The sequence below is a fragment of the Clostridium sp. CM039 genome (assembly GCF_055081075.1).
Window position 1 is genome coordinate 640,036 of record NZ_CM143649.1, and the last position, 20,294, is coordinate 660,329.

20 protein-coding genes are annotated in these 20,294 nt (G+C 32.5%); 18 read left to right on the plus strand and 2 right to left on the minus strand.

From position 1 onward, the window contains the following. Positions 1-148: 148 nt before the first annotated feature. Positions 149-1,210, minus strand: coding sequence for an IS30 family transposase (locus ACWJJ2_RS02985; protein WP_462953225.1), 1,062 nt, complete (start codon positions 1,208-1,210; stop codon positions 149-151). Positions 1,211-1,380: 170 nt separating this feature from the next. After that, entirely contained in the window at positions 1,381-2,049 is a 669-nt protein-coding gene (aat, locus tag ACWJJ2_RS02990) for a leucyl/phenylalanyl-tRNA--protein transferase (RefSeq protein WP_220319536.1), read from the minus strand. Positions 2,050-2,269: 220 nt separating this feature from the next. On the opposite strand from aat, the gene ACWJJ2_RS02995 reads away from it, so the two are divergent. The 18 genes from ACWJJ2_RS02995 (at position 2,270) to aspS (ending at position 20,294) form a co-directional block, all read left to right on the plus strand. Beyond that, positions 2,270-3,046 carry a hypothetical protein gene (locus ACWJJ2_RS02995; protein WP_216302783.1) on the plus strand — a complete coding sequence of 259 codons (777 nt, stop codon included), beginning with the start codon at positions 2,270-2,272 and terminating at the stop codon, positions 3,044-3,046. 206 nt (positions 3,047-3,252) lie between these two features. After that, on the plus strand, positions 3,253-3,852 hold the full coding sequence (gene ruvA / locus ACWJJ2_RS03000) for a Holliday junction branch migration protein RuvA (RefSeq protein WP_165412779.1): 600 nt from the start codon (positions 3,253-3,255) through the stop codon (positions 3,850-3,852). A 23-nt stretch (positions 3,853-3,875) separates the two neighbouring features. Next, positions 3,876-4,874, plus strand: coding sequence for a Holliday junction branch migration DNA helicase RuvB (ruvB, locus tag ACWJJ2_RS03005; protein ID WP_216302839.1), 999 nt, complete (start codon positions 3,876-3,878; stop codon positions 4,872-4,874). An 83-nt stretch (positions 4,875-4,957) separates the two neighbouring features. After that, complete coding sequence (queA, locus tag ACWJJ2_RS03010) at positions 4,958-5,983, plus strand: tRNA preQ1(34) S-adenosylmethionine ribosyltransferase-isomerase QueA (protein ID WP_216302784.1); 1,026 nt, start codon at positions 4,958-4,960, stop codon at positions 5,981-5,983. Between the two features lie 25 nt (positions 5,984-6,008). Then, positions 6,009-7,133: a tRNA guanosine(34) transglycosylase Tgt gene (tgt, locus tag ACWJJ2_RS03015; RefSeq protein WP_216302785.1), complete on the plus strand. Its 1,125-nt coding sequence runs from the start codon at positions 6,009-6,011 to the stop codon at positions 7,131-7,133. Between the two features lie 133 nt (positions 7,134-7,266). Beyond that, complete coding sequence (gene yajC / locus ACWJJ2_RS03020; RefSeq protein WP_165412775.1) at positions 7,267-7,557, plus strand: preprotein translocase subunit YajC; 291 nt, start codon at positions 7,267-7,269, stop codon at positions 7,555-7,557. A 92-nt stretch (positions 7,558-7,649) separates the two neighbouring features. Continuing rightward, complete coding sequence (locus tag ACWJJ2_RS03025) at positions 7,650-8,018, plus strand: TIGR04086 family membrane protein (protein ID WP_165412774.1); 369 nt, start codon at positions 7,650-7,652, stop codon at positions 8,016-8,018. Between the two features lie 68 nt (positions 8,019-8,086). Then, positions 8,087-8,227 carry a six-cysteine ranthipeptide SCIFF gene (gene scfA / locus ACWJJ2_RS03030; RefSeq protein ID WP_165412773.1) on the plus strand — a complete coding sequence of 47 codons (141 nt, stop codon included), beginning with the start codon at positions 8,087-8,089 and terminating at the stop codon, positions 8,225-8,227. Positions 8,228-8,283: 56 nt separating this feature from the next. Next, positions 8,284-9,648 (plus strand): thioether cross-link-forming SCIFF peptide maturase, encoded by a 1,365-nt coding sequence (scfB, locus tag ACWJJ2_RS03035; RefSeq protein ID WP_462953814.1) that lies wholly within the window; start codon positions 8,284-8,286, stop codon positions 9,646-9,648. An 80-nt stretch (positions 9,649-9,728) separates the two neighbouring features. Then, positions 9,729-10,967 (plus strand): protein translocase subunit SecD, encoded by a 1,239-nt coding sequence (secD, locus tag ACWJJ2_RS03040; RefSeq protein ID WP_216302787.1) that lies wholly within the window; start codon positions 9,729-9,731, stop codon positions 10,965-10,967. Positions 10,968-10,971: 4 nt separating this feature from the next. Next, positions 10,972-11,838 carry a protein translocase subunit SecF gene (gene secF, locus ACWJJ2_RS03045; protein ID WP_462952967.1) on the plus strand — a complete coding sequence of 289 codons (867 nt, stop codon included), beginning with the start codon at positions 10,972-10,974 and terminating at the stop codon, positions 11,836-11,838. A gap of 245 nt (positions 11,839-12,083) precedes the next feature. Continuing rightward, complete coding sequence (locus tag ACWJJ2_RS03050; protein ID WP_216302789.1) at positions 12,084-12,962, plus strand: DHH family phosphoesterase; 879 nt, start codon at positions 12,084-12,086, stop codon at positions 12,960-12,962. Between the two features lie 76 nt (positions 12,963-13,038). Continuing rightward, on the plus strand, positions 13,039-13,557 hold the full coding sequence (locus ACWJJ2_RS03055) for an adenine phosphoribosyltransferase (RefSeq protein WP_165412768.1): 519 nt from the start codon (positions 13,039-13,041) through the stop codon (positions 13,555-13,557). Positions 13,558-13,685: 128 nt separating this feature from the next. Continuing rightward, complete coding sequence (locus ACWJJ2_RS03060) at positions 13,686-15,869, plus strand: RelA/SpoT family protein (protein ID WP_165412767.1); 2,184 nt, start codon at positions 13,686-13,688, stop codon at positions 15,867-15,869. A 36-nt stretch (positions 15,870-15,905) separates the two neighbouring features. Beyond that, positions 15,906-16,352: a D-aminoacyl-tRNA deacylase gene (gene dtd, locus ACWJJ2_RS03065; RefSeq protein ID WP_165412766.1), complete on the plus strand. Its 447-nt coding sequence runs from the start codon at positions 15,906-15,908 to the stop codon at positions 16,350-16,352. Positions 16,353-16,362: 10 nt separating this feature from the next. After that, complete coding sequence (locus ACWJJ2_RS03070; protein WP_216302791.1) at positions 16,363-16,971, plus strand: MBL fold metallo-hydrolase; 609 nt, start codon at positions 16,363-16,365, stop codon at positions 16,969-16,971. Positions 16,972-17,027: 56 nt separating this feature from the next. Then, a complete protein-coding gene (locus ACWJJ2_RS03075) occupies positions 17,028-18,455 on the plus strand; it encodes a coproporphyrinogen III oxidase (RefSeq protein WP_216302792.1) in 1,428 nt (475 codons plus the stop codon). 57 nt (positions 18,456-18,512) lie between these two features. Further along, positions 18,513-20,294 (plus strand): aspartate--tRNA ligase, encoded by a 1,782-nt coding sequence (aspS, locus tag ACWJJ2_RS03080; RefSeq protein ID WP_216302793.1) that lies wholly within the window; start codon positions 18,513-18,515, stop codon positions 20,292-20,294.

Genomic DNA, 20,294 nt, shown 5'->3' on the forward strand with positions numbered 1-20,294 from the left:
AGTACATTTATCCGGTGACAAAAGTACCTAAGCAATATTTATTTAATCATATTATAATACTTGGAGTTTGTCAATGCGTTTCCATGCTTCAGTGTTTCTGTGTAGATTGCAATATAAAATGTCCGAAATTTTCAAGAAAAATATAATGTTAAGTTGTAATGGTTTTCTGTTCCATCATATTGGCAGATAAACCGTTGAAAATCCTTCTTGGATAATTGTTGATCCAGTGCTGTATTCGCATAATTTGTTTTTTAGAGAATGCTGAAATATCCACACCTTTTGGGATAAATCGTCGTATCATTTTATTGATATTTTCGTTTGTGCCTCGCTCCCATGAACTATATGGGTGAGCATAATACACTTTAGTTCTCTTTCGTTTATTTCTTACTGAGTTCTCAATACCCTCGAAATCAAGGTTCTCACAGCCGTTATCACAGGTGATTGTTTTAAATGTTTTCGAGAATAACATTCCCATTTTACGCTCCAATTTGTCCAATTCTTTCACGACAGCCGCCTGTGATTTAGATGGTATTTTAAAGACTAACTCCTTACGAGTTACTCTTTCACTTAACACCATCAAGACAGTTTTTGTACCCTGTTTGCCAACTACAGTGTCCATTTCCCAGTGGCCTATCTCATCACGTGCAGCTACCGCTGCAGGTCTCTCCGATATGCTAGTTCCTTTGGTATTGTTATACGCTGATCTTATTTTTTTATAGTTTCTCTTTTTAGCATTCTTTTTAACAGGCAGATCTTTGTTACTTATATTTAAAAACAAATTATTATCCAAATAGTTATACACAGTTTTGAAGCAAATAGTTGTTTCAAATTGTAGATCTTTATTTGTGATATTTTGAATAGCTGCATACGGAGATTCGCCATCTATACCAATAGCTTTTTCTAAGTACTTCACCAATTTATGATCTTTTCCTATTTTTAATGCAGGACCTTTAGCGGTACCTTGTTTGTCATGCTCTGACTGCCCAATTTCTGCGCTATATTCCATGCGAGTGGTTAAGTCACTATTCAATAGTTCTACAATTCCTTTAGCAATTTCACGCCTTATTGTACGTTCTGAACGCCCACCTATTTGCTCCGCAATACGAGTTGAATTAAGTCCCATTTTGTGTAAAGCTTCTAACTTTATGCGTTCCTCGTATGTTATGTGTTTACCTTTTCTGCTCTGTGTGATAAAATCTAATTGACTCATTTGAAATCCTCCCGTATATGTTGGTTTAGTCACTTAACATTATACAAGAGTATTTCTCTTGAGTCTTTATTTTTTGTTACTCTTCGGTCATTTCATTATACAACTTACCTGCTTCAGTGTTTCTGTTTGTAAGAAGTTTTAGAGCTTGAATAATTAAGGAATTGTGCAACTTAAAAGCACAATTTTAAAGGGTTTATTGAAATTTCTTTTTTCATAAGTTCCAAGAATTTTTCTCTTGGAATATAAACTGCTCCTAAACTTTCCAAATGAGTTGTATGAACCTGACAGTCAATCATAGAAAATCCTTTTTCTTCCAATGATTTGCCTAGAGTAGTAAAGGCTACCTTAGAGGCATTATCCATAGTTGAAAACATTGATTCACCAAAAAAACATTTTCCTATACTTATGCCGTATAATCCACCAACTAACTTATCTTTGTACCAGGTTTCCACTGAATGGGCATAGCCGAGTTCGTGAAGCTTGCAGTAAGCTTCAATCATTTCATTTGTAATCCATGTACCTGTTTCTTTTCTTGTATTAGAACAATTACATATAACATCTCTGAAACAAGTATCAAAGGAAACCCTATATGTACTCTTTTTAAGTAGTTTTTTCATAGAATGTGAAATTCTAATATCTTTTGGATAAACAATAAATCTTGGATCAGGTGACCACCAAAGTATAGGCTCGTCTTCTGAAAACCATGGAAATATTCCATTAGAATACGCAAGTAGTAATCTCTCGGGAGATAGGTCGCCTTCAATGGCTAAAAGTCCATCCGCGTCGCTTAGAGATGGATCTGGGAATACTAAATCATTTGATAATCTATAAATCGTCATAATAAACTCCTTTCAAGGTATATATTAATATTGCAGCTCCGAAGGAGATGATTTAATTACATAAACTAAGGGTCTGTAAAATTTATTATATACTATCTGTCTCATTGATACATACATTTCACCTTTATGATTATAGGAAATTGATATTTAAGTTATATTTTTCAATTTATTGAATGAATACCCCCTTATATGGACATAATTTCAAATAAGGAGTGGTAATATGAAAAACAGAAAAATTTTATATTCAATATTTACAATAATTTTAATAACTTTCGTTGGTGCTAACTATTCTCTTAATCACTATATGAATAAAAATGATTTAAAGCTTGAAGCTTGTGGCAAATTGCCATATTTAAAATTCACTGCGAAAAGTATTAATGATAATGACAAAAATAATTTAATGCAAACGTCCGTGAATACTAAATTGGTTAGGGTATCTCAGGATACAAAATTTATGTTTAAGATTAGATATAAAGACAATGAAGTTAGAAATATGGTGCTCGAAAAACAATTTAATGGTTCGGATGTGCTAAACAAAAAAACACAGTTAGAACTTAATGAATTTTTTAAAAACCAAGGTTACACAGTTTTTAGTATGAGTAATGATGAAATAGTTTTTGTTAATAATAGTAATAGGTACAGTTACAATGCTAACAGGTATTTTTTGGGAGTATATGAGGACCTTGTAACAATTTATAAAACAGATGAAAATGGAGACATAACAGCTCATAAACTATTTAATTCAAATGTTTATATAGCAAATGGTAAACAGCAGAAATATGACTTTGAAGCTCGAGACAAAGGGGAATTACAATATGTCAAGATAGGTGATTTGAAAGAGAAAGATGGCTTGGTGGATGACCTAATTCGCGGTAGAAAATATAGTAAAGACAGTGATGGTAGTAAGGATGCGGAAGAAAGCGCCGAATATGAAAAAGGAGAATTTAAAACACCCGAAAAGGCTTTTGATTATGCTAGGGGTTTATTAAAGTCTTAACATCCTAATGTGAAATAAAAAAATATGTACTAAAACCTTAAGAAAAATGTATTTCTTAAGGTTTTTTGGCTTATTATTTATTTTCATGCATCTTAATTATTGAATTAATACCGTTTAGGTGGTAAAGTGTTATGTAGCCTTTATAAAAATGTGATGATAGCAATTAATAATTTATATTCACGAAGAAAGCATCAAGGAGGAAATATATGTACGAATATATAAATGGAATTTTTGTAGGCATTAATAAGGACTATATTGTAGTAGATAATAACGGCATGGGTTACAAAATATATACCTCTGGAAGTACTATGGCAAAGATGCCCAAAACTAACGAGCATGTATTATTATATATAAAACAAATTGTTAGAGAAGATTTTATTGGACTATACGGATTTCTAACAAAAGAAGAGATAGAGATGTTTAGCCTTGTAATTAGTATAAATGGAGTTGGGTCAAAAGCTGGCTTATCATTACTTTCTATTTGCAGTGTTACAAATTTAAAATATGCGATTGTGTCGGGAGATGAAAAAACTTTAATACGGGCACCTGGAATAGGCAAGAAAATTGCTCAAAGAATAATTCTAGAGCTCAGAGAAAAAATTCATATTGAACAGTCAGCAGCTAACACTTTATCACAAATTTCAGGTAGTAATTTAGAAGATGATAGAAAACTTATAGAGGTTTTAGGAGCGCTTATTTCCCTTGGATATTCTGAAAAGGAAGCAGAAAAAGCATTAAAAGCTATAAGTAAAGAACAATCACTTGAAAATATGATTAAAGATTGTTTGAAATATTTGATGAACTAAGGTGGGAGTACACTATGGATGATATTGAGGAAAGAATTATTACTTCATCGGTCATTGAAGAAGATATGGAAGCAGAGTATTCGCTAAGACCCCAAAAACTTAGAGAGTATATTGGTCAACCAAAGATTAAAGAAAAATTAAATATATTCATTAAAGCAGCTCAAAATAGGGAAGAAGCTCTTGATCATGTGCTTTTATATGGTCCTCCTGGGCTTGGTAAGACAACACTTGCCAACATTATTGCAAAGGAAATGAAGGGTAACTTAAAAGTAACCTCCGGGCCCGCGATTGAAAGAGCAGGGGATTTGGCAGCTATTTTAACTAGTTTGAGCGATTATGATGTTATTTTTATTGATGAAATACATAGACTTAATAGAGCTGTAGAAGAAATATTATATCCTGCTATGGAGGATTATGTTTTAGATATTGTAATTGGAAAAGGAGCTTCAGCAAAATCTATAAGACTAGATTTGCCTAAGTTCACACTTATTGGTGCAACTACCAGGATTGGACTATTAACAGCACCTCTTCGTGATAGATTTGGTGTGCTAAGCGCCATGGAATATTATACGCAAGGTGAGTTAAAAGAGATAGTAATTCGTTCTGCATCTATTTTAAAAGTAGATATTACGGAAGATGCTGCAATTGAAGTTGCAAGACGTTCAAGAGGCACTCCGAGAATTGCTAATCGTTTGCTTAAGAGGGTTCGCGATTATTGTGATGTTAAGGGGAATGGAATTATTGATTTGAATTTAGCAAAGTCTGCTTGTGAACTTCTTGAAATAGACGACGAAGGATTTGATAGAATAGATAATAAAATGCTTGAAGCTATTATAGATAATTTTAATGGGGGACCAGTAGGCATAGAGACCTTATCTTATTTTATAGGAGAAGAATTAGGAACTTTAGAAGATGTCTATGAACCTTATTTAATTCAAAAAGGATTCATAATAAGAACCCCAAGGGGGAGGATGGCTTCTAATAAGGCTTATCAACATTTGAATAGGCCTTTTAAAAAATAGAATAAGCATAAAAATCTAAAACAATTCACAGTATTTAATGATGAAGTTTGAATGATTTTTGCTAAAGAAAGGATGTAGTTTTTTTGAAAGTAAAGGATTTTTATTTTGACTTACCAAAGGAGCTTATTGCTCAACATCCAGTTGAAAAAAGGGATGAGTCAAGGCTTATGGTAGTTAATAAAACAAATAAGGAAATACAGCACAAACAGTTTAAAAATATAATAGAGTATTTAAACCCAGGAGATTGCTTAGTGCTAAATGACACCAGAGTTTTACCAGCAAGGCTTTTAGGAATGAAAGAGGAAACAGGAGGTAAAATGGAATTCCTGCTCCTAAAGAGAATAGATGTTAATCACTGGGAAACCTTAGTTAAACCGGGTAAAAAAGCAAAGATTGGAGCTAGGTTTGTTTTTGGAAATGGAGAACTAAAGGCAACAGTCATGAGTGTTTCTGAGGGTGGAAGTAGAATAGTGGAATTTGAATTCGAAGGAATTTTTGAAGAGGTTTTAGATAAACTCGGAGAGATGCCGCTACCACCATACATAACTGAAAGATTAGAAGATAAAGAAAGATATCAGACTGTATTTTCAAGAGCTGCAGGATCTGCAGCAGCCCCTACTGCAGGACTCCATTTTACAGATGAGTTGCTAAGTCAAATTAAAGCTAAGGGTGTTAAAATTGTATTTGTAACACTTCATATAGGTCTGGGTACTTTTAGACCTGTAAAAGCCGCAACAGTGGAAGAACATGAAATGCATTCAGAGTACTATATGCTTAGTAGTGAAGCAGCAGCGATAATTAATGAAGTAAAAGAGACGGGTGGCAGAGTAATTGCAGTAGGTACTACATCTAATAGAACACTCGAAAGTATAGCAGATGATAATGGCAGAGTAGAGGAAAAATCCGGATGGACAGATATATTTATTTATCCAGGATATAAATTCAAAATTGTTGATGCAATAATAACAAATTTTCATTTGCCAGAATCCACGTTAATAATGTTAGTTAGCGCTTTTGCGGGCCAAGATTTAATTATGGGTGCATATGATATGGCAGTAAAAGAAAGATATAGATTCTTTAGTTTTGGAGATGCAATGTTTTTATATTAATTATTGTATAGAAAGTAGGGTAAATATGTATAAATTACTTAAGAAAAGTGGTAAAGTAAGACGTGGTGAGTTTACAACACCTCATGGAACTATTCAAACACCTGTATTTATGAATGTGGGAACTCAGGCAGTTATTAAGGGCGCTGTTTCCACTATGGATTTAAAAGAAATCAACTGCCAAGTAGAATTATCTAATACCTATCATTTGCACTTAAGGCCAACAGATAAGGTTATAAAGCAAATGGGAGGACTTCATAAATTTATGAATTGGGATAGACCTATTCTTACAGATTCCGGTGGGTTTCAGGTGTTTTCTCTATCTAAAATGAGGAAAATTAAAGAAGAAGGAGTTTACTTTAATTCACATATTGACGGGAAAAAAATATTCATGGGGCCAGAAGAAAGTATGCAGATACAAAGCAATTTAGGATCTACTATTGCCATGGCTTTTGATGAATGTATATCAAACCCATCTACTAGAGAATATGTAGAAGACTCAGTAGCAAGAACTACAAGATGGCTAATTAGATGTAAGACTGAAATGGATAGATTAAATTCTCTTGAGGGCACCATAAATAACAAACAGATGTTGTTTGGAATAAATCAAGGTGGTATTTGTGAGGATATCAGAACAGAACATGCTAAAACAATTAGTAAAATGAACCTAGATGGTTATGCTATAGGAGGACTTGCAGTAGGGGAGACTCATGAAGAGATGTACAGAATCATTGATGCAGTTGTTCCACACTTACCACAGGATAAACCAATATATCTTATGGGAGTGGGATATCCAAGTAATATTTTAGAAGCAGTATCTAGGGGAGTAGACTTTTTTGATTGTGTATTGCCAGCAAGAAATGGTAGGCACGGAAATGTTTTTACGAGTGATGGTAAAATAAATATAATGAATGCTAAATTTGAGCTGGATAGCGCTCCGATTGATGAAGGATGTCAATGTCCTGCTTGCAGGCACTATACAAGAGCCTATATAAGACACTTATTTAAGGCAAAAGAGATGCTCGCCATGAGGCTTTGCGTGCTTCATAATCTATATTTTTATAATAAACTTATGGAAGACATTAGGGATGCCATTGATAATGATTGTTTTGAAGAGTTTAAGGCTGAGAAACTTGCTCAGTGGAATGAGTAAATATAATTATTTACTATAATATGATTAACCTATAAATGTACTAAGGGATGTTGTGGTTCTTTAGGGATTAAGTTTATGGGAAATTATTTTATTATAAGTTTAAAAAAAATTTATTGAAAGGAGGGGAACATAAATGGGACAATTCGGTTCTTTAATATCTATAGTGTTAATGCTTGCGGTATTTTATCTAGTAGTATTTATACCAGAAAACAAAAGAAAGAAAAAATATGCTACACTTTTAAATAATTTAAAATTAAATGATGAAGTAATGACTAAGGGCGGTATAATGGGAAAAATAATCAACATTCAAGATGACTACATTATATTGGAAAGTGGTCCAGACAGAGCTAGAATTAAATTATCAAAAAGTGGAATAGGCACAGTTATAAATTTAAACAGTGATGAAGTAGTAGAGAAAAAGTAGAAAATTAGTAATAAACCCCCCTTTTTAATCATAATTAATACTATAGATTTCAATGAAAACAATATTGAAATCTATAGTAAGGGGGGATATACATGGAAAACAAAAAAAAATATTCTTATGCTGCAGAAGGAGTATTTAGGGCTGCAATTTTAACCTTAATTATATTAGTGATTTATTCTATAATAACAACCTTTTTACCAGCTAGCATGAAGGTAACATCCGTTTTTTACATTGTAATAACATTAGTCAGTGTGCTTTATGGATCTGTATTTGCTGCAAAAAAAGCTGGAGAAAAAGGTTGGCTAATGGGTATCATGGTGGCAGCTACTTACATGTTAGTTTTATACCTAGTTAAAGTAGTTGGTGGTGGAAGCACTGCTATAGGTATGAGGGAAGTAGTAAGAACAGCTTTAGCTCTAGGCACAGGTGCTTTTTCAGGAATGCTTGGAATAAATCTATAAGAATACTTTATTTAGCTAAGATATTATGATATAATTATGCAGAAACTTTACGATATGGAGGAATAATAATGAAACATATAAGAACTATAAACAAATCAAGCATTAAAGAAAGTTTGAAAAAACCAGGATGCAAAGAATGTGCTAATTCATGCCAATCAGCATGTAAAACTTCTTGCACAGTAGCAAACTTAGCTTGTGAAAACGAATAATATTAATGTGGCAGTAACTTAAGGTTACTGCTTTAAATTTGTTAGGAGGAATAAAATTGTCATTAATTCATAAATATATCCAAAATGGAGAATACTACGTAATAGATGTAAATTCTGGAGCGCTACATGTAGTCGATGAAATAGTTTATGATCTTTTAGATGAGGTTTCCCTTGGGGAAAAAGAAGAGTTAATAGAAAGTTTAAAAGATAAATATAATGTAGAAGATATTGAGGAAGCGTATAGTGAAATTCAAAGTTTAATACAGGAAGAAATGCTATACACAAAAGATTTATATGAATCAATTGCAAAAGAAAGTGGACAAGCGGAGTCGTACATAAAAGCTTTATGTCTTAATGTAATACACGATTGTAATTTAAGATGTAAATACTGTTTTGCTGATGAGGGTGAGTATCATGGCGCTAGAGAAGTAATGTCAGCGGAAGTTGGAAAGAAAGCAATAGATTTTGTTCTGGAAAAATCTAGAACGAGAAAAAACATTGAGATAGATTTATTTGGTGGAGAACCACTCATGGCTTTTGATATGATAAAAGAAGTAGTGGAATATGCTAAAGTGCAAGAGAAAAAATATAAAAAAAGTATAAGATTTACAATGACAACTAATGCTACATTACTTAATGATGAAATCATGAAATATATGGATGAAAATATGGGCAATATAGTACTTAGCATAGATGGTAGAAAATCTGTTAATGATAAGGTTAGAGTAAGAGTTGATGGAAGCGGTTCCTATGATAGAGTACTTCCTAACATCAAAAAAATGGTTGATATGAGAGATAAGTCAAAAGCTTATTATGCGAGGGGAACCTTTACCAGAGGAAATACTGACTTTTTTGAAGATGTAAAACATATGGCAAATTTAGGGTTTAAAGAAATATCTATAGAACCAGTAGTGTTACCAAAGGAACATGAACTTTCAATTAGAGAAGAAGATTTACCAGTCATTTTTGAGCAATATGATAAATTATATACGGATATGCTTCAGAGACATAAGGATGGAAATGAATTTAAATTTTACCATTTTAATATAGATTTAAAAGGTGGACCATGCGTCTATAAGAGAATTTCTGGATGCGGAGCGGGTCATGAATATATAGCAGTTACCCCTAAAGGAGAAATATATCCTTGCCATCAATTTGTTGGTAATAAAGATTATATACTGGGCGATATATATAATGGAATTACTAATAAAAAAATTGTGCAAGAGTTTAAAGAAGCACATATTTACAACAAACCTACATGTATGCAGTGCTGGGCCAAATTTTATTGTAGTGGGGGATGCCAAGCAAATAACTTTAACTTTAACGGAGATATGCATATTCCTTATGAACTTGGATGCAAGATGCAAAAGAAAAGGATAGAATGTGCTATAGCTTTAAAATCAAAAACTATGAATAAGTAGAATTATTTTGACAAATATTGACTAAATTAGTTAATTATAATATAATTCACTTATGAATATGCAGCGAAGGGGTGATAAAGATGAAAAAGAAAAAAAGTATGATGCTTTTTCTGACTAGTGTTTTAGTTGTGGGGGTATTGGCATTTGCAGGTTTCTATGGACTTGAAATAGGAAATTATAGGTTTAAACCATTTACTGAAACAATAAATAAAGGGTTAGATCTACAGGGTGGAATTTCTGTCTTAGAAGAAGTTCAAGGTGGGAAGGTTGATTCAAAAACATTGGACACAACAATTGAACTTATATCTATGAGAGTCAACAAAATGGGAGTTAGTGAGACACTAGTTGCCAAAGAAGGTGATAATAGAATTAGAATTGATATACCAGGAAAATTCGATTCTAAAGAAATTCTTGATACTGTTGCAAAATCAGGAGAGCTTAAATTTGTTGGTCCTGATAAAGTGACAATTCTTACTGGTAAAGATGTAAAAGATGCTACTGCATACATAGGTCAAGATAATAAACCTACTATAGGGCTTGAACTTAAGGAATCAGGGAAGAATAAATTTGCAGTAGCTACAAAGAAGTTTTTAGGACAGTCAATTACTATTTATATGGATGATGAGGTGCTAACAGATCCTACAGTAGACTCAGTTATAACAGACGGTAAGGCTATGATCTCAGGAACCAAGACATTAGAAGAAGCTACAACAAAATCTCAAATTATTAAATCAGGAGCATTGCCTGTAACTTTAAAAGCTGTTTCCGTTAAAACAGTTGGAGCTACTTTAGGTAAAAATGCATTGCCATTAAGTATGAAGGCTGGAGCTATAGGAATATTAGTTATATTAATATTTATGCTTTTATATTATAGAGTACCAGGTATGATTTCAGGTATATCTTTAATTTTATATGTGGTTTTAGTTCTTGGAGCATTCTCAGCCATTAATGCCACTTTGACACTTGCAGGGATAGCGGGATTCTTACTTACAGTTGGTATGGCAGTAGATGCTAATGTGTTAATATTTGAAAGAATAAGAGAGGAACTTAAAACCGGAAAATCAATAAAAGCCTCTGTAGATGCTGGTTTTCATAGAGCATTGTCATCAATATTAGATTCAAACATCACAACTATAATTGCCGCCTTAGTTCTATATACAGTTGGAACAGGCACAGTTAAAGGGTTTGCACTTACATTGATGATTGGTATAGGTATAAGTGTATTTACAGCACTTACTAGCACTAAATTCTTATTAAAATTAGCTGTCGAAATGGGACTACTAAGTAAGACATCTCATTTTGGCGTAAAAAGGGGGTAAGCATATGCTAAAAATAGTTGAAAAAACAAAACTATGGTTTGCTATGTCTCTATTCATAATTGTAATAGGAATGGGGTTCATGGTAACAAAGGGGCTAAACTTAGGTATAGATTTTAAAGGTGGTACAGCACTTACTATAAATATGAAGCAGGAATTTAAAAAAGCCGATGTAGATAAAATAATTGATAAGCACGCAAAGGGTGAATACTTATCAAAAACATTAGATGATGGTAAGGATTTGGAAATAACCATAAAAAGTGATGCTCTTTCTGCTGATGAAACAGCAACCATGCTAAAAGAAATTAAGAAAGAGTTTAAAGCTAGTGAATTAACTGCACAAGATACGATAGGCGCGTCTGTTGGTAGTGAATTACAGACAAAAGCTATGAGGGGCTTAATTATTGCTATGATTTGTATGCTAGCGTATATAGGATTAAGATTTGAATTTAAATTCGGAGTTGCAGCCATAATTGCATTACTACATGATATTCTAATTATGGTTGGAGTGTATGCAGTAGTCCAAATACCGGTAAACGCAACGTTTATAGCGGCTATTCTGACTATAGTTGGTTACTCTATTAATGATACTATTGTTGTATTTGATAGAATAAGAGAAAATCAAAAGAATATGAGGAAAGCGTCTATAGAAGATATTACTAATGCCAGTATTACACAAACCATGGCAAGATCAATAAATACAGTTGCTACAACTTTATTTACTATAATTGCGGTATATATATTTGTACCATCTATAAGAGAGCTTAGTTTACCATTAATAATCGGTATATTAGTTGGATGTTATTCTTCAATTTTTATAGCAAGTCCTGTTTGGGTGTTGCTTAAAAAAAGAAGTAAGAAAGCAACAGTCTAAGCTGCTTAAGATTACTAATATGTAACAGATAACTAAGCTAAGGATTGTTTCAAATGGTTAAAAATTAAAGCAGAGAAGTATGATGTATTAATTACTTCTTTGCTTTTTATTTTTATAAAAGGAAATTAGAAAATTTAAAATCAATTATTGAGTAGGGAATCATTGGAATATAATACTTTTGTATTTATTAAAAAAACTAATTTAAATTATACCAATGTGTTTTTTATTAACTTTGGGGAGCTTTTATGCTGGATTATCTTAAAAACATGCAAATGAATAAAAATAGCTATATAGATTACAATATGTATAATCCATTTTTATTAAAAGGAATGGAAGCTGCATTATATAGAGTTGTCAAAGCTATAAATGAGAGAGAAAAAATTGTCCTTTATGGTTTTTATGATGTGGATAGTATTACGGCAATTTCTTTATTGATGCTAGTACTGAAGTTTGTAAATGCTGATGTTGAGTATTTTATACCAAGTGAACTAAGTGAAAACCGTGATTTAAATGAAAAAGATATTAATAATCATATAAAATATTTAGGACCAGGACTTATAATAACATTAGGCTGTGGAATCAATTCTATCAGTGAAATAGAATCATGTAAATACATAGGAATTGATGTTATAGTCACAGATTTTCACGAACCTATTAAAAACGTTCCTGACACTATTGTTGTGGATCCACAACAGAGGGGTTGCAATTATCCATTCAAGGGATTATGTGCTTCAGGGCTTACATTTAAACTAGCGCAAGCAATTTCGTCTTACTACAAGATGAAGTCCATAAATAAATATATGGATTTGGTAATGATAGGTACTAGTTATAGTAAAACAAAGCTTGAAAGTGAAAATAAAATAATCGCAGAGGAAGGTATAAAGCAATTAAAGTGCACCAATAATTATGGAATTTGTGCACTTCTAAAAACTCATAATATTAAGATTATTAATGAAGATACAGTATTGAAATTGGCATTAAAGGTAATGCCTACAATTAATCCTGTTGGAAGAATGGATAATGCTAAAATTGTTGTTGAGTTATTTATTACCACAGATAAAAATAGAGCACTACAGATATCAAAGTACTTAGATAATGAACTAAAAAATAGTCTCGTATTTTAACGACAATTTAGAAGGAAAGTCTCCCACTTATATAAGTGGAAGTATATACCTTGATTTTACTTTAGGGGGAATAACTGTGGATTTAAAAAATAGTATAAGAATAATAGAAAATTTTCCGAAAAAAGGTATCAGTTTTAAAGACATAACTACGTTACTACAAGATGGTAATGCACTTAAGTACACTATAGATGGTATGGTAGCATATTTAAAAGATAAGCAAATAGATGTTATAGTGGGACCAGAAGCAAGAGGGTTTTTATTCGGTGTACCAGTGGCTTATGCTCTTGGCGCAGGATTTGTACCAGTTAGAAAACCTGGTAAGTTACCTTATGACTCAATAGAAATTGAGTATGCCCTTGAATATGGCACGGATAAACTTGAAATTCATAAAGATGCAATAAAGCCTGGACAAAAAGTAGCGATAGTCGACGATTTACTTGCGACGGGTGGGACAGTTGTAGCAGTAACAAAACTTATAGAGCAAATGGGTGGAGAAGTTGTTTCCTTAAACTTTGTAATTGAATTAACAGAGCTTAATGGAAAAGACAAATTGCAGGGTTATGATATAAAGTCTCTTGTAAAATATGATATTTAGTTCTTATTTAAATTTAGTGTAGTGAATTACTAAATTAAAATTGCAAAATCCTACAAGATATTATATAATATTAGTAAAAAGTATTGGCTGGTTATTTAACCAGCCTTTGATTTTAGGAGTGTATAAGCATGTTAGAAAAATTGTTACATAAGATTGAAACTAATTGTAATGCTGTAGACAAAGATCTTATTATTAAAGCCTTTAATTTTTCTTACGCTGCACATAAAGAGCAAAAGAGAGAGTCGGGTGAGCCTTATATTGTGCACCCATTAGAAGTAGCCTGCATTTTAGCAGAGATGGGACTTGATACTAGCACAATTGTTGCAGGTTTGCTTCATGATGTAATTGAAGACACCGTATATTCTTTTGATGATGTAAGCAGGGAGTTTAACATAGAAGTAGCAAATTTAGTGGAGGGTGTAACTAAGCTTGGACTAATAAAATATAAGACTAAGGAAGAGGAACAAGCTGATAATGTTCGCAAAATGCTCTTAGCCATGGCAAAGGATATTAGGGTTATCCTTATTAAGCTTGCAGATAGACTTCATAATATGCGAACGCTTAAATATATGCCAGTTGCAAAGCAAAAACAAAAGGCAAAAGAAACTTTGGATATTTATGCACCTCTCGCTCACAGACTTGGAATGTCTAAGATTAAATGGGAACTCGAGGACTTATCACTCAGGTATTTAAATCCGAACGAATATTATAATTTAGTAAGAAAAATTGCAGAAAAAAGAGCTGAGAGAGAAGAAAATATAGATAACATAGTGATGGAATTAAAGTTCAACTTAAATATTGTTGGAATAGAAGCTGAAATGGATGGAAGACCAAAACATTTTTACAGCATTTATAGAAAGATGGTTACTAAAAATAAGACTTTAGATCAAGTTTTTGATTTAACGGCAGTTAGAATTTTAGTAAATGATATTGGAAATTGTTATGCAGCTCTAGGTATAGTGCATACTGTGTATAAACCAATTCCTGGAAGGTTTAAAGACTATATTGCAATGCCAAAACCCAACATGTATCAATCATTACATTCAACGGTGATAGGACCGCACGGGAAACCTTTTGAAATACAAATTAGAACATACGAGATGCATAAAACAGCAGAATATGGCATTGCAGCTCATTGGAAGTATAAAGAGGGGATAGAGGGCAGTGGAGAGCAAAATTCTGACCCTAAATTTTCATGGCTTAAGGATATTCTTGAGTGGCAAGGGGAAACTTTTGACGCAGAAGAGTTTATGGAAGGGTTTAAAACTGATTTGTTTTCAGATGAAGTTTTTGTATTTTCGCCAAAGGGTGAGGTTATTAATTTACCACTTGACGCAACGCCAATTGATTTTGCTTATAGAATTCATACAGATATAGGGCATAAGTGCATGGGTGCGAAAGTAAATGGAAGAATGGTACCTTTAGAATACCACTTGAAAACTGGAGAAATAGTTGAAATTGTAACTTCATCTACGCCTAAGGGACCTAGTATTGATTGGCTGAATATTACAAAGAGCAATCAAGCTAAGAGTAAAATAAAAGCTTGGTTTAAAAAGGCTAAAAGAGATGAGAGTATTGAAAAAGGTAAAGAATTATTAGAAAGGGAATCTAAGAGACAAGGATATAATTTTGGAGAAATTGCTAAGGGCGAAGCAATAGAAAAAATATATAAGAAATATAATTTTAGAACTGTAGACGATTTATTTGCTTATGTTGGAGTGGGAGATATTATGCCTCCAACTGTAATTAATAGGTTGAGAGAGAGTTTTGAAAATAAAAACAAGCAAGAGAATATGACCATTGAGGACATTGAGCAAAAGATAACCAAGAGTGAATGTAAAGATGATAAAAAAATAATGGATTACCAAGGTCTAATAGTTAAGGGTGAGGGCAATTTACTTGTGAGGTTTGCTAAGTGCTGTAATCCAGTTCCAGGTGATGAAATAGTAGGGTACATCACTAAGGGACGAGGAGTTTCTGTTCATAGACGCGATTGCAAAAATGTTGAAGCTTTAATAAATAGTGAAATAAATAAAGTGGTTGAGGTAAGCTGGGGAGCGCCCGAAGGAAAAGGCTATATTACCGAGATTCAAATTAAAGCTGATGATACGTATGGACTATTGTCTCATATTATGGAGATAATAACGCTTACAAAAACACAATTATACTCAATCAATGCAAAAACTTTAAAAAATAATGTGGCTTTAATAAATATAAAGCTACGAGTTGCTGATATTGAGAATTTGAAAGAACTACAAAAGAAAATCACTAAGTTAACGGGTGTAATGGAAGTTTATAGAATAAAAAATTAAGAGAATTGTTTTGCTTAATTTAGGAGAGGAATATTTATGAGAGCAGTAGTGCAAAGAGTTAAATCATCAAAAGTTGAAGTTAGTGGTAAATTAGTTAGTGAAATAGGTTTTGGATTAAATGTTTTACTTGGAATCTGCGAAGGCGACACGGAGGATGATATAAAATTCCTAAAGGATAAGATATTAAACCTGAGGATTTTTGAAGAAGATGGGAAAATGAGTAAGTCATTAATAGACGTAGGGGGGGAACTTCTTGTAGTTTCTCAATTTACGTTATATGGAGATTGCAGAAAAGGTAGAAGACCAAATTTTATGAGAGCTCTTGGTGGAGAGCAAGCTGAAATATTATATTTAGAATTTGTTAAGCAGTGTAGTGAAGTGTTAGGTAAAGTTAAAACTGGAGATTTTGGAGAAGATATGCAGGTTTATATACAGAATGATGGACCAGTAACCTTACTTTTAGAGAGTAAAAAAGACTTCTAGGAGGATTAAAATGGAAATTAGAAAAGTCGTTACAGGAATATATGGATCAAATTGTTATATTGTAATGGATAAAAACACCAATGAAGCGATAGTGTTAGACCCAGGTGGAGATGTGGATGATATTGTTAAGGCCATAGATACTATAGGTGCAAAAGTTAAGTATATACTATTGACACATGGACATCTAGATCATACATCAGGAGTCGCGCAGCTTAAAACCATCACAAATGCAGTAGTGTGTATGAGTAAAAAAGACGATGATTTAATAACTAAAGGCGTAAATTTGTTTGGGCCGCTTATTGAAGGTGGAGCAGATAAGTTACTAAAGAATGGGGATATAATAAGAATTTCTAATTTGGAAATTACATGTATAGATACACCTGGACATACACCTGGTGGTATGAGCTTTTTAATAAAAAACTGTGCTTTCACCGGAGATACTCTTTTTGCAGGTTCAATCGGAAGAACAGATTTTGCAGGAGGAGATTTTAATACTATAATTACTAGTATTAAATCAAAGCTTTTATGTCTGCCAGAGAACACTATAGTGTATCCTGGTCACGGACCATGTAGCACGATAAATAATGAAAAATTAAACAATCCATTTTTACAGAATTAATATAAGGGATAATAGCACAAGGAATTTTATAAGCTATGTTTCATTAAGGAGTTAGGATGATTAAGGTAAAATTAAATAACGCAGAATTTAATTATGATGTATATCAAATCATAAATTTATTTTTTTTATTTCCAGATATTAAATTTGTTGAAGAAAATTATGATTTTAATATTGAAGTAAAAGAAGATATGGTAGTTATACAAAAGGGTTTTGAAAGTTTTGAGTACACAATTAATAAATTATACAAACTTAAAGAAGAGGTTAAAAAAGCTGTTTTCTTATATTTTTCAAAGGATACAACTCGTGAGCTACCGTGGGGAACTTTAATAGGAATTAGACCTTCTAAAAGAGCTCTTGAGCTACTCCAAAAGGATATTTCTGAGAAGGATATCATAGCTGAATTTAAAGAAAAACATATTACAAGGGAAGATAAGGCGCGACTTTGTATTGATGTTGCAAAGTTTGAAAAAAATATTGTAAACAAAGAGAAAGACAATATAAGTGTTTATATTGGTATGCCTTTTTGCCCTACACGTTGTTTATACTGTTCATTTGCATCTAATCCTATAAGCAGTTGCAAAAACATAGTAGAACCTTACCTTGAGGCATTGTCGCATGAAATTAAAGAGATAAGTGATTACGTTAAAGGTAAGAAGCTTAACATTGAATGTGTATATTTTGGAGGTGGTACTCCAACTTCCGTAAATGATGAGCAATTTGAATTTATAATGAAGTGTATTTATGAAGCTTTTATTCAAAATGATAATGTGAGTGAATTTACAGTAGAATGCGGAAGACCAGATAGTATTACCTTTGAAAAGTTAACTACAATGAAAAAGTATGGAGTACATAGGATAAGCATAAATCCTCAAACTATGAACGACGATACTTTGGAATTGATTGGGAGAACTCATTCTGTAAATAGTGTTAACGAAAAATTTGCTATGGCAAGGGAACTAGGCTTTGATAATATAAATATGGATTTAATAGTAGGGCTACCGGGAGAGAAGATTTCACATATAATAAGAACTTGCGATAAAATATCCCAAATGAAACCTGATAGTATTACAATTCATGGAATGTCCATAAAAAGAGCTTCAAAACTCCATGAAAATATGCTTAATAATTATAGGTTTCAAGTTCCAGCTCAAGAAGAATTAAACCAAATGTATGAGCACACTGTTGAATTATCTAAAAAACTTCATATGAAACCGTATTATATGTATAGGCAGAAAAATATGGTGGGCAATATGGAAAATATTGGATATACAACGCCTGGAAAAGAAGGAATATACAATATTCAAATGATTGAGGAGAAACAGACAGTTATTGCACTTGGTGCAGATGCAGTTTGTAAAGTTGTTTTTTTAGAGGAAAACAGACATGAAAGGTTTGCCAATATCAAAGATGTTAGAGAGTACGTAAAAAGAGTAGATGAGATGATTGATAAAAAAATTGAACTGCTCAATACTTTATATAATTGATAATTGAGAGTTGACAAATAAGTAATAAAAATAGTATTTAGAGAGGAAGGAAGTAAAATGGCAGAAGCATTAGATGGTTTAAAGAGAACCAATATGTGTGGTGATCTTAGGGAATCGCATATATCAAATAAAATAACAGTAATGGGTTGGGTTCAAAGAAAAAGAAATCTAGGAGGACTTGTTTTTATAGACTTAAGAGATAGAACAGGTTTATTACAATTAGTATTTGGAGAAGAAATAAATAAAGAGGCTTTTCAAAAGGCAGATTTAGTGAAACCAGAATACTGTATTGCTGTAACTGGGGAACTTATTAGAAGACAGTCTCCAAATGAAAATATGCCTACAGGACTTGTAGAGGTTAAAGGTGAAAACATAAAGATATTATCTGAATCAGAAACTCCGCCTATATATATAAAAGAAGGTTTAGATGCCTCAGAAAACGTACGTCTAAAATACAGATATCTTGATTTAAGAAGACCAGATATGCAAAAAATATTTATGATACGCCATAAAACAACTAAGGTTGTTCGCGATTTTTTAGATGAGAATGGTTTTTTAGAAATAGAAACACCTATGCTCACAAAAAGTACTCCAGAGGGTGCTCGCGACTATTTAGTCCCAAGCAGAAATTATAAAGGAATGTTCTATGCACTTCCACAATCACCACAATTGTTTAAACAATTATTAATGGTGTCTGGATATGATAAGTACTTCCAAATAGCAAGATGTTTTAGAGATGAAGATTTAAGATCAAATAGACAACCAGAGTTTACACAAATAGATATAGAAATGTCATTTGTTGAAGAAGAAGATGTTATAGCTGTTAATGAGGCTTTAATTAAAAAAGTATTTAAAGAAGTTGTAAATGAGGATGTTAAACTTCCTATAAAAAGAATTACATATAAAGAAGCTATGGATAAATATGGATCAGATAAACCAGATTTAAGATTTGGAATGGAAATAAAAGATATTACCCAAGAGGTAAAAGAATGTGAATTCGTAGTATTTAAAGGTGCCATAGATAATGGCGGCAGCGTACGAGCTATAAAGGTTAGTAATGCTGCAGATATGGGAAGAAAGAAGTTAGACAAATTAGGTGAATTTGTTAAGACTTATAGAGCAAAAGGACTTGCTTGGATTGCATATAAAGAAGATGGAATTAAATCGCCAATATCTAAATTTTTAAGTGATGAAGAAATGCAATCTGTTATAAATAAGGTAGACGCCAAAACTGGAGATTTAGTACTTATTGTTGCAGACAAAGATAGCGTTGCATTGCAGTCTTTAGGGGCATTAAGATTACAGGTAGCTAAAGATCTTGAAATTTTAAAAGATAATAAAGAATTTAACTTTGTATGGGTTACAGAGTTCCCATTATTTGATTATAGCGAAGAAGAAAATAGATATGTTGCTGCACACCATCCCTTCACGATGCCAATGGATGAAGATTTACAGTATCTAGAAAGTGAGCCAGGCAGAGTTCGTGCTAAAGCTTATGATATAGTCTTAAACGGAGAAGAATTAGGTGGAGGAAGTATTAGAATACATAATTCTAAACTGCAAGAAACTATGCTTAAAGTTTTGGGATTTACGCAGGAAAAAGCATGGGAAAGATTCGGATTCTTACTAGAATCATTCAAATACGGTCCACCACCACACGGCGGCCTTGCTTTTGGACTAGATAGAATGATAATGTTCTTAGCAGGAACTGAAAACATTAAAGATGTAATAGCATTTCCTAAGAATCAAAATGCCTACTGTCCAATGAGTGAAGCTCCAAATATGGTTGATGATAAACAGCTTAAAGAACTTGGTATCAAAAAAGCCACGGAGAAATAG

Bases quoted from the DNA above. Each gene is read 5' to 3' on its own strand.
- ACWJJ2_RS02985 (WP_462953225.1), bottom strand. From the start codon at position 1,210: ATGAGTCAATTAGATTTTATCACACAGAGCAGAAAAGGTAAACACATA.
- aat (WP_220319536.1), bottom strand. From the start codon at position 2,049: ATGACGATTTATAGATTATCAAATGATTTAGTATTCCCAGATCCATCT.
- ACWJJ2_RS02995 (WP_216302783.1), top strand. From the start codon at position 2,270: ATGAAAAACAGAAAAATTTTATATTCAATATTTACAATAATTTTAATA.
- ruvA (WP_165412779.1), top strand. From the start codon at position 3,253: ATGTACGAATATATAAATGGAATTTTTGTAGGCATTAATAAGGACTAT.
- tgt (WP_216302785.1), top strand. From the start codon at position 6,009: ATGTATAAATTACTTAAGAAAAGTGGTAAAGTAAGACGTGGTGAGTTT.
- yajC (WP_165412775.1), top strand. From the start codon at position 7,267: ATGGGACAATTCGGTTCTTTAATATCTATAGTGTTAATGCTTGCGGTA.
- ACWJJ2_RS03025 (WP_165412774.1), top strand. From the start codon at position 7,650: ATGGAAAACAAAAAAAAATATTCTTATGCTGCAGAAGGAGTATTTAGG.
- scfA (WP_165412773.1), top strand. From the start codon at position 8,087: ATGAAACATATAAGAACTATAAACAAATCAAGCATTAAAGAAAGTTTG.
- secD (WP_216302787.1), top strand. From the start codon at position 9,729: ATGAAAAAGAAAAAAAGTATGATGCTTTTTCTGACTAGTGTTTTAGTT.
- secF (WP_462952967.1), top strand. From the start codon at position 10,972: ATGCTAAAAATAGTTGAAAAAACAAAACTATGGTTTGCTATGTCTCTA.
- ACWJJ2_RS03050 (WP_216302789.1), top strand. From the start codon at position 12,084: ATGCTGGATTATCTTAAAAACATGCAAATGAATAAAAATAGCTATATA.
- ACWJJ2_RS03060 (WP_165412767.1), top strand. From the start codon at position 13,686: ATGTTAGAAAAATTGTTACATAAGATTGAAACTAATTGTAATGCTGTA.
- dtd (WP_165412766.1), top strand. From the start codon at position 15,906: ATGAGAGCAGTAGTGCAAAGAGTTAAATCATCAAAAGTTGAAGTTAGT.
- ACWJJ2_RS03070 (WP_216302791.1), top strand. From the start codon at position 16,363: ATGGAAATTAGAAAAGTCGTTACAGGAATATATGGATCAAATTGTTAT.
- ACWJJ2_RS03075 (WP_216302792.1), top strand. From the start codon at position 17,028: ATGATTAAGGTAAAATTAAATAACGCAGAATTTAATTATGATGTATAT.
- aspS (WP_216302793.1), top strand. From the start codon at position 18,513: ATGGCAGAAGCATTAGATGGTTTAAAGAGAACCAATATGTGTGGTGAT.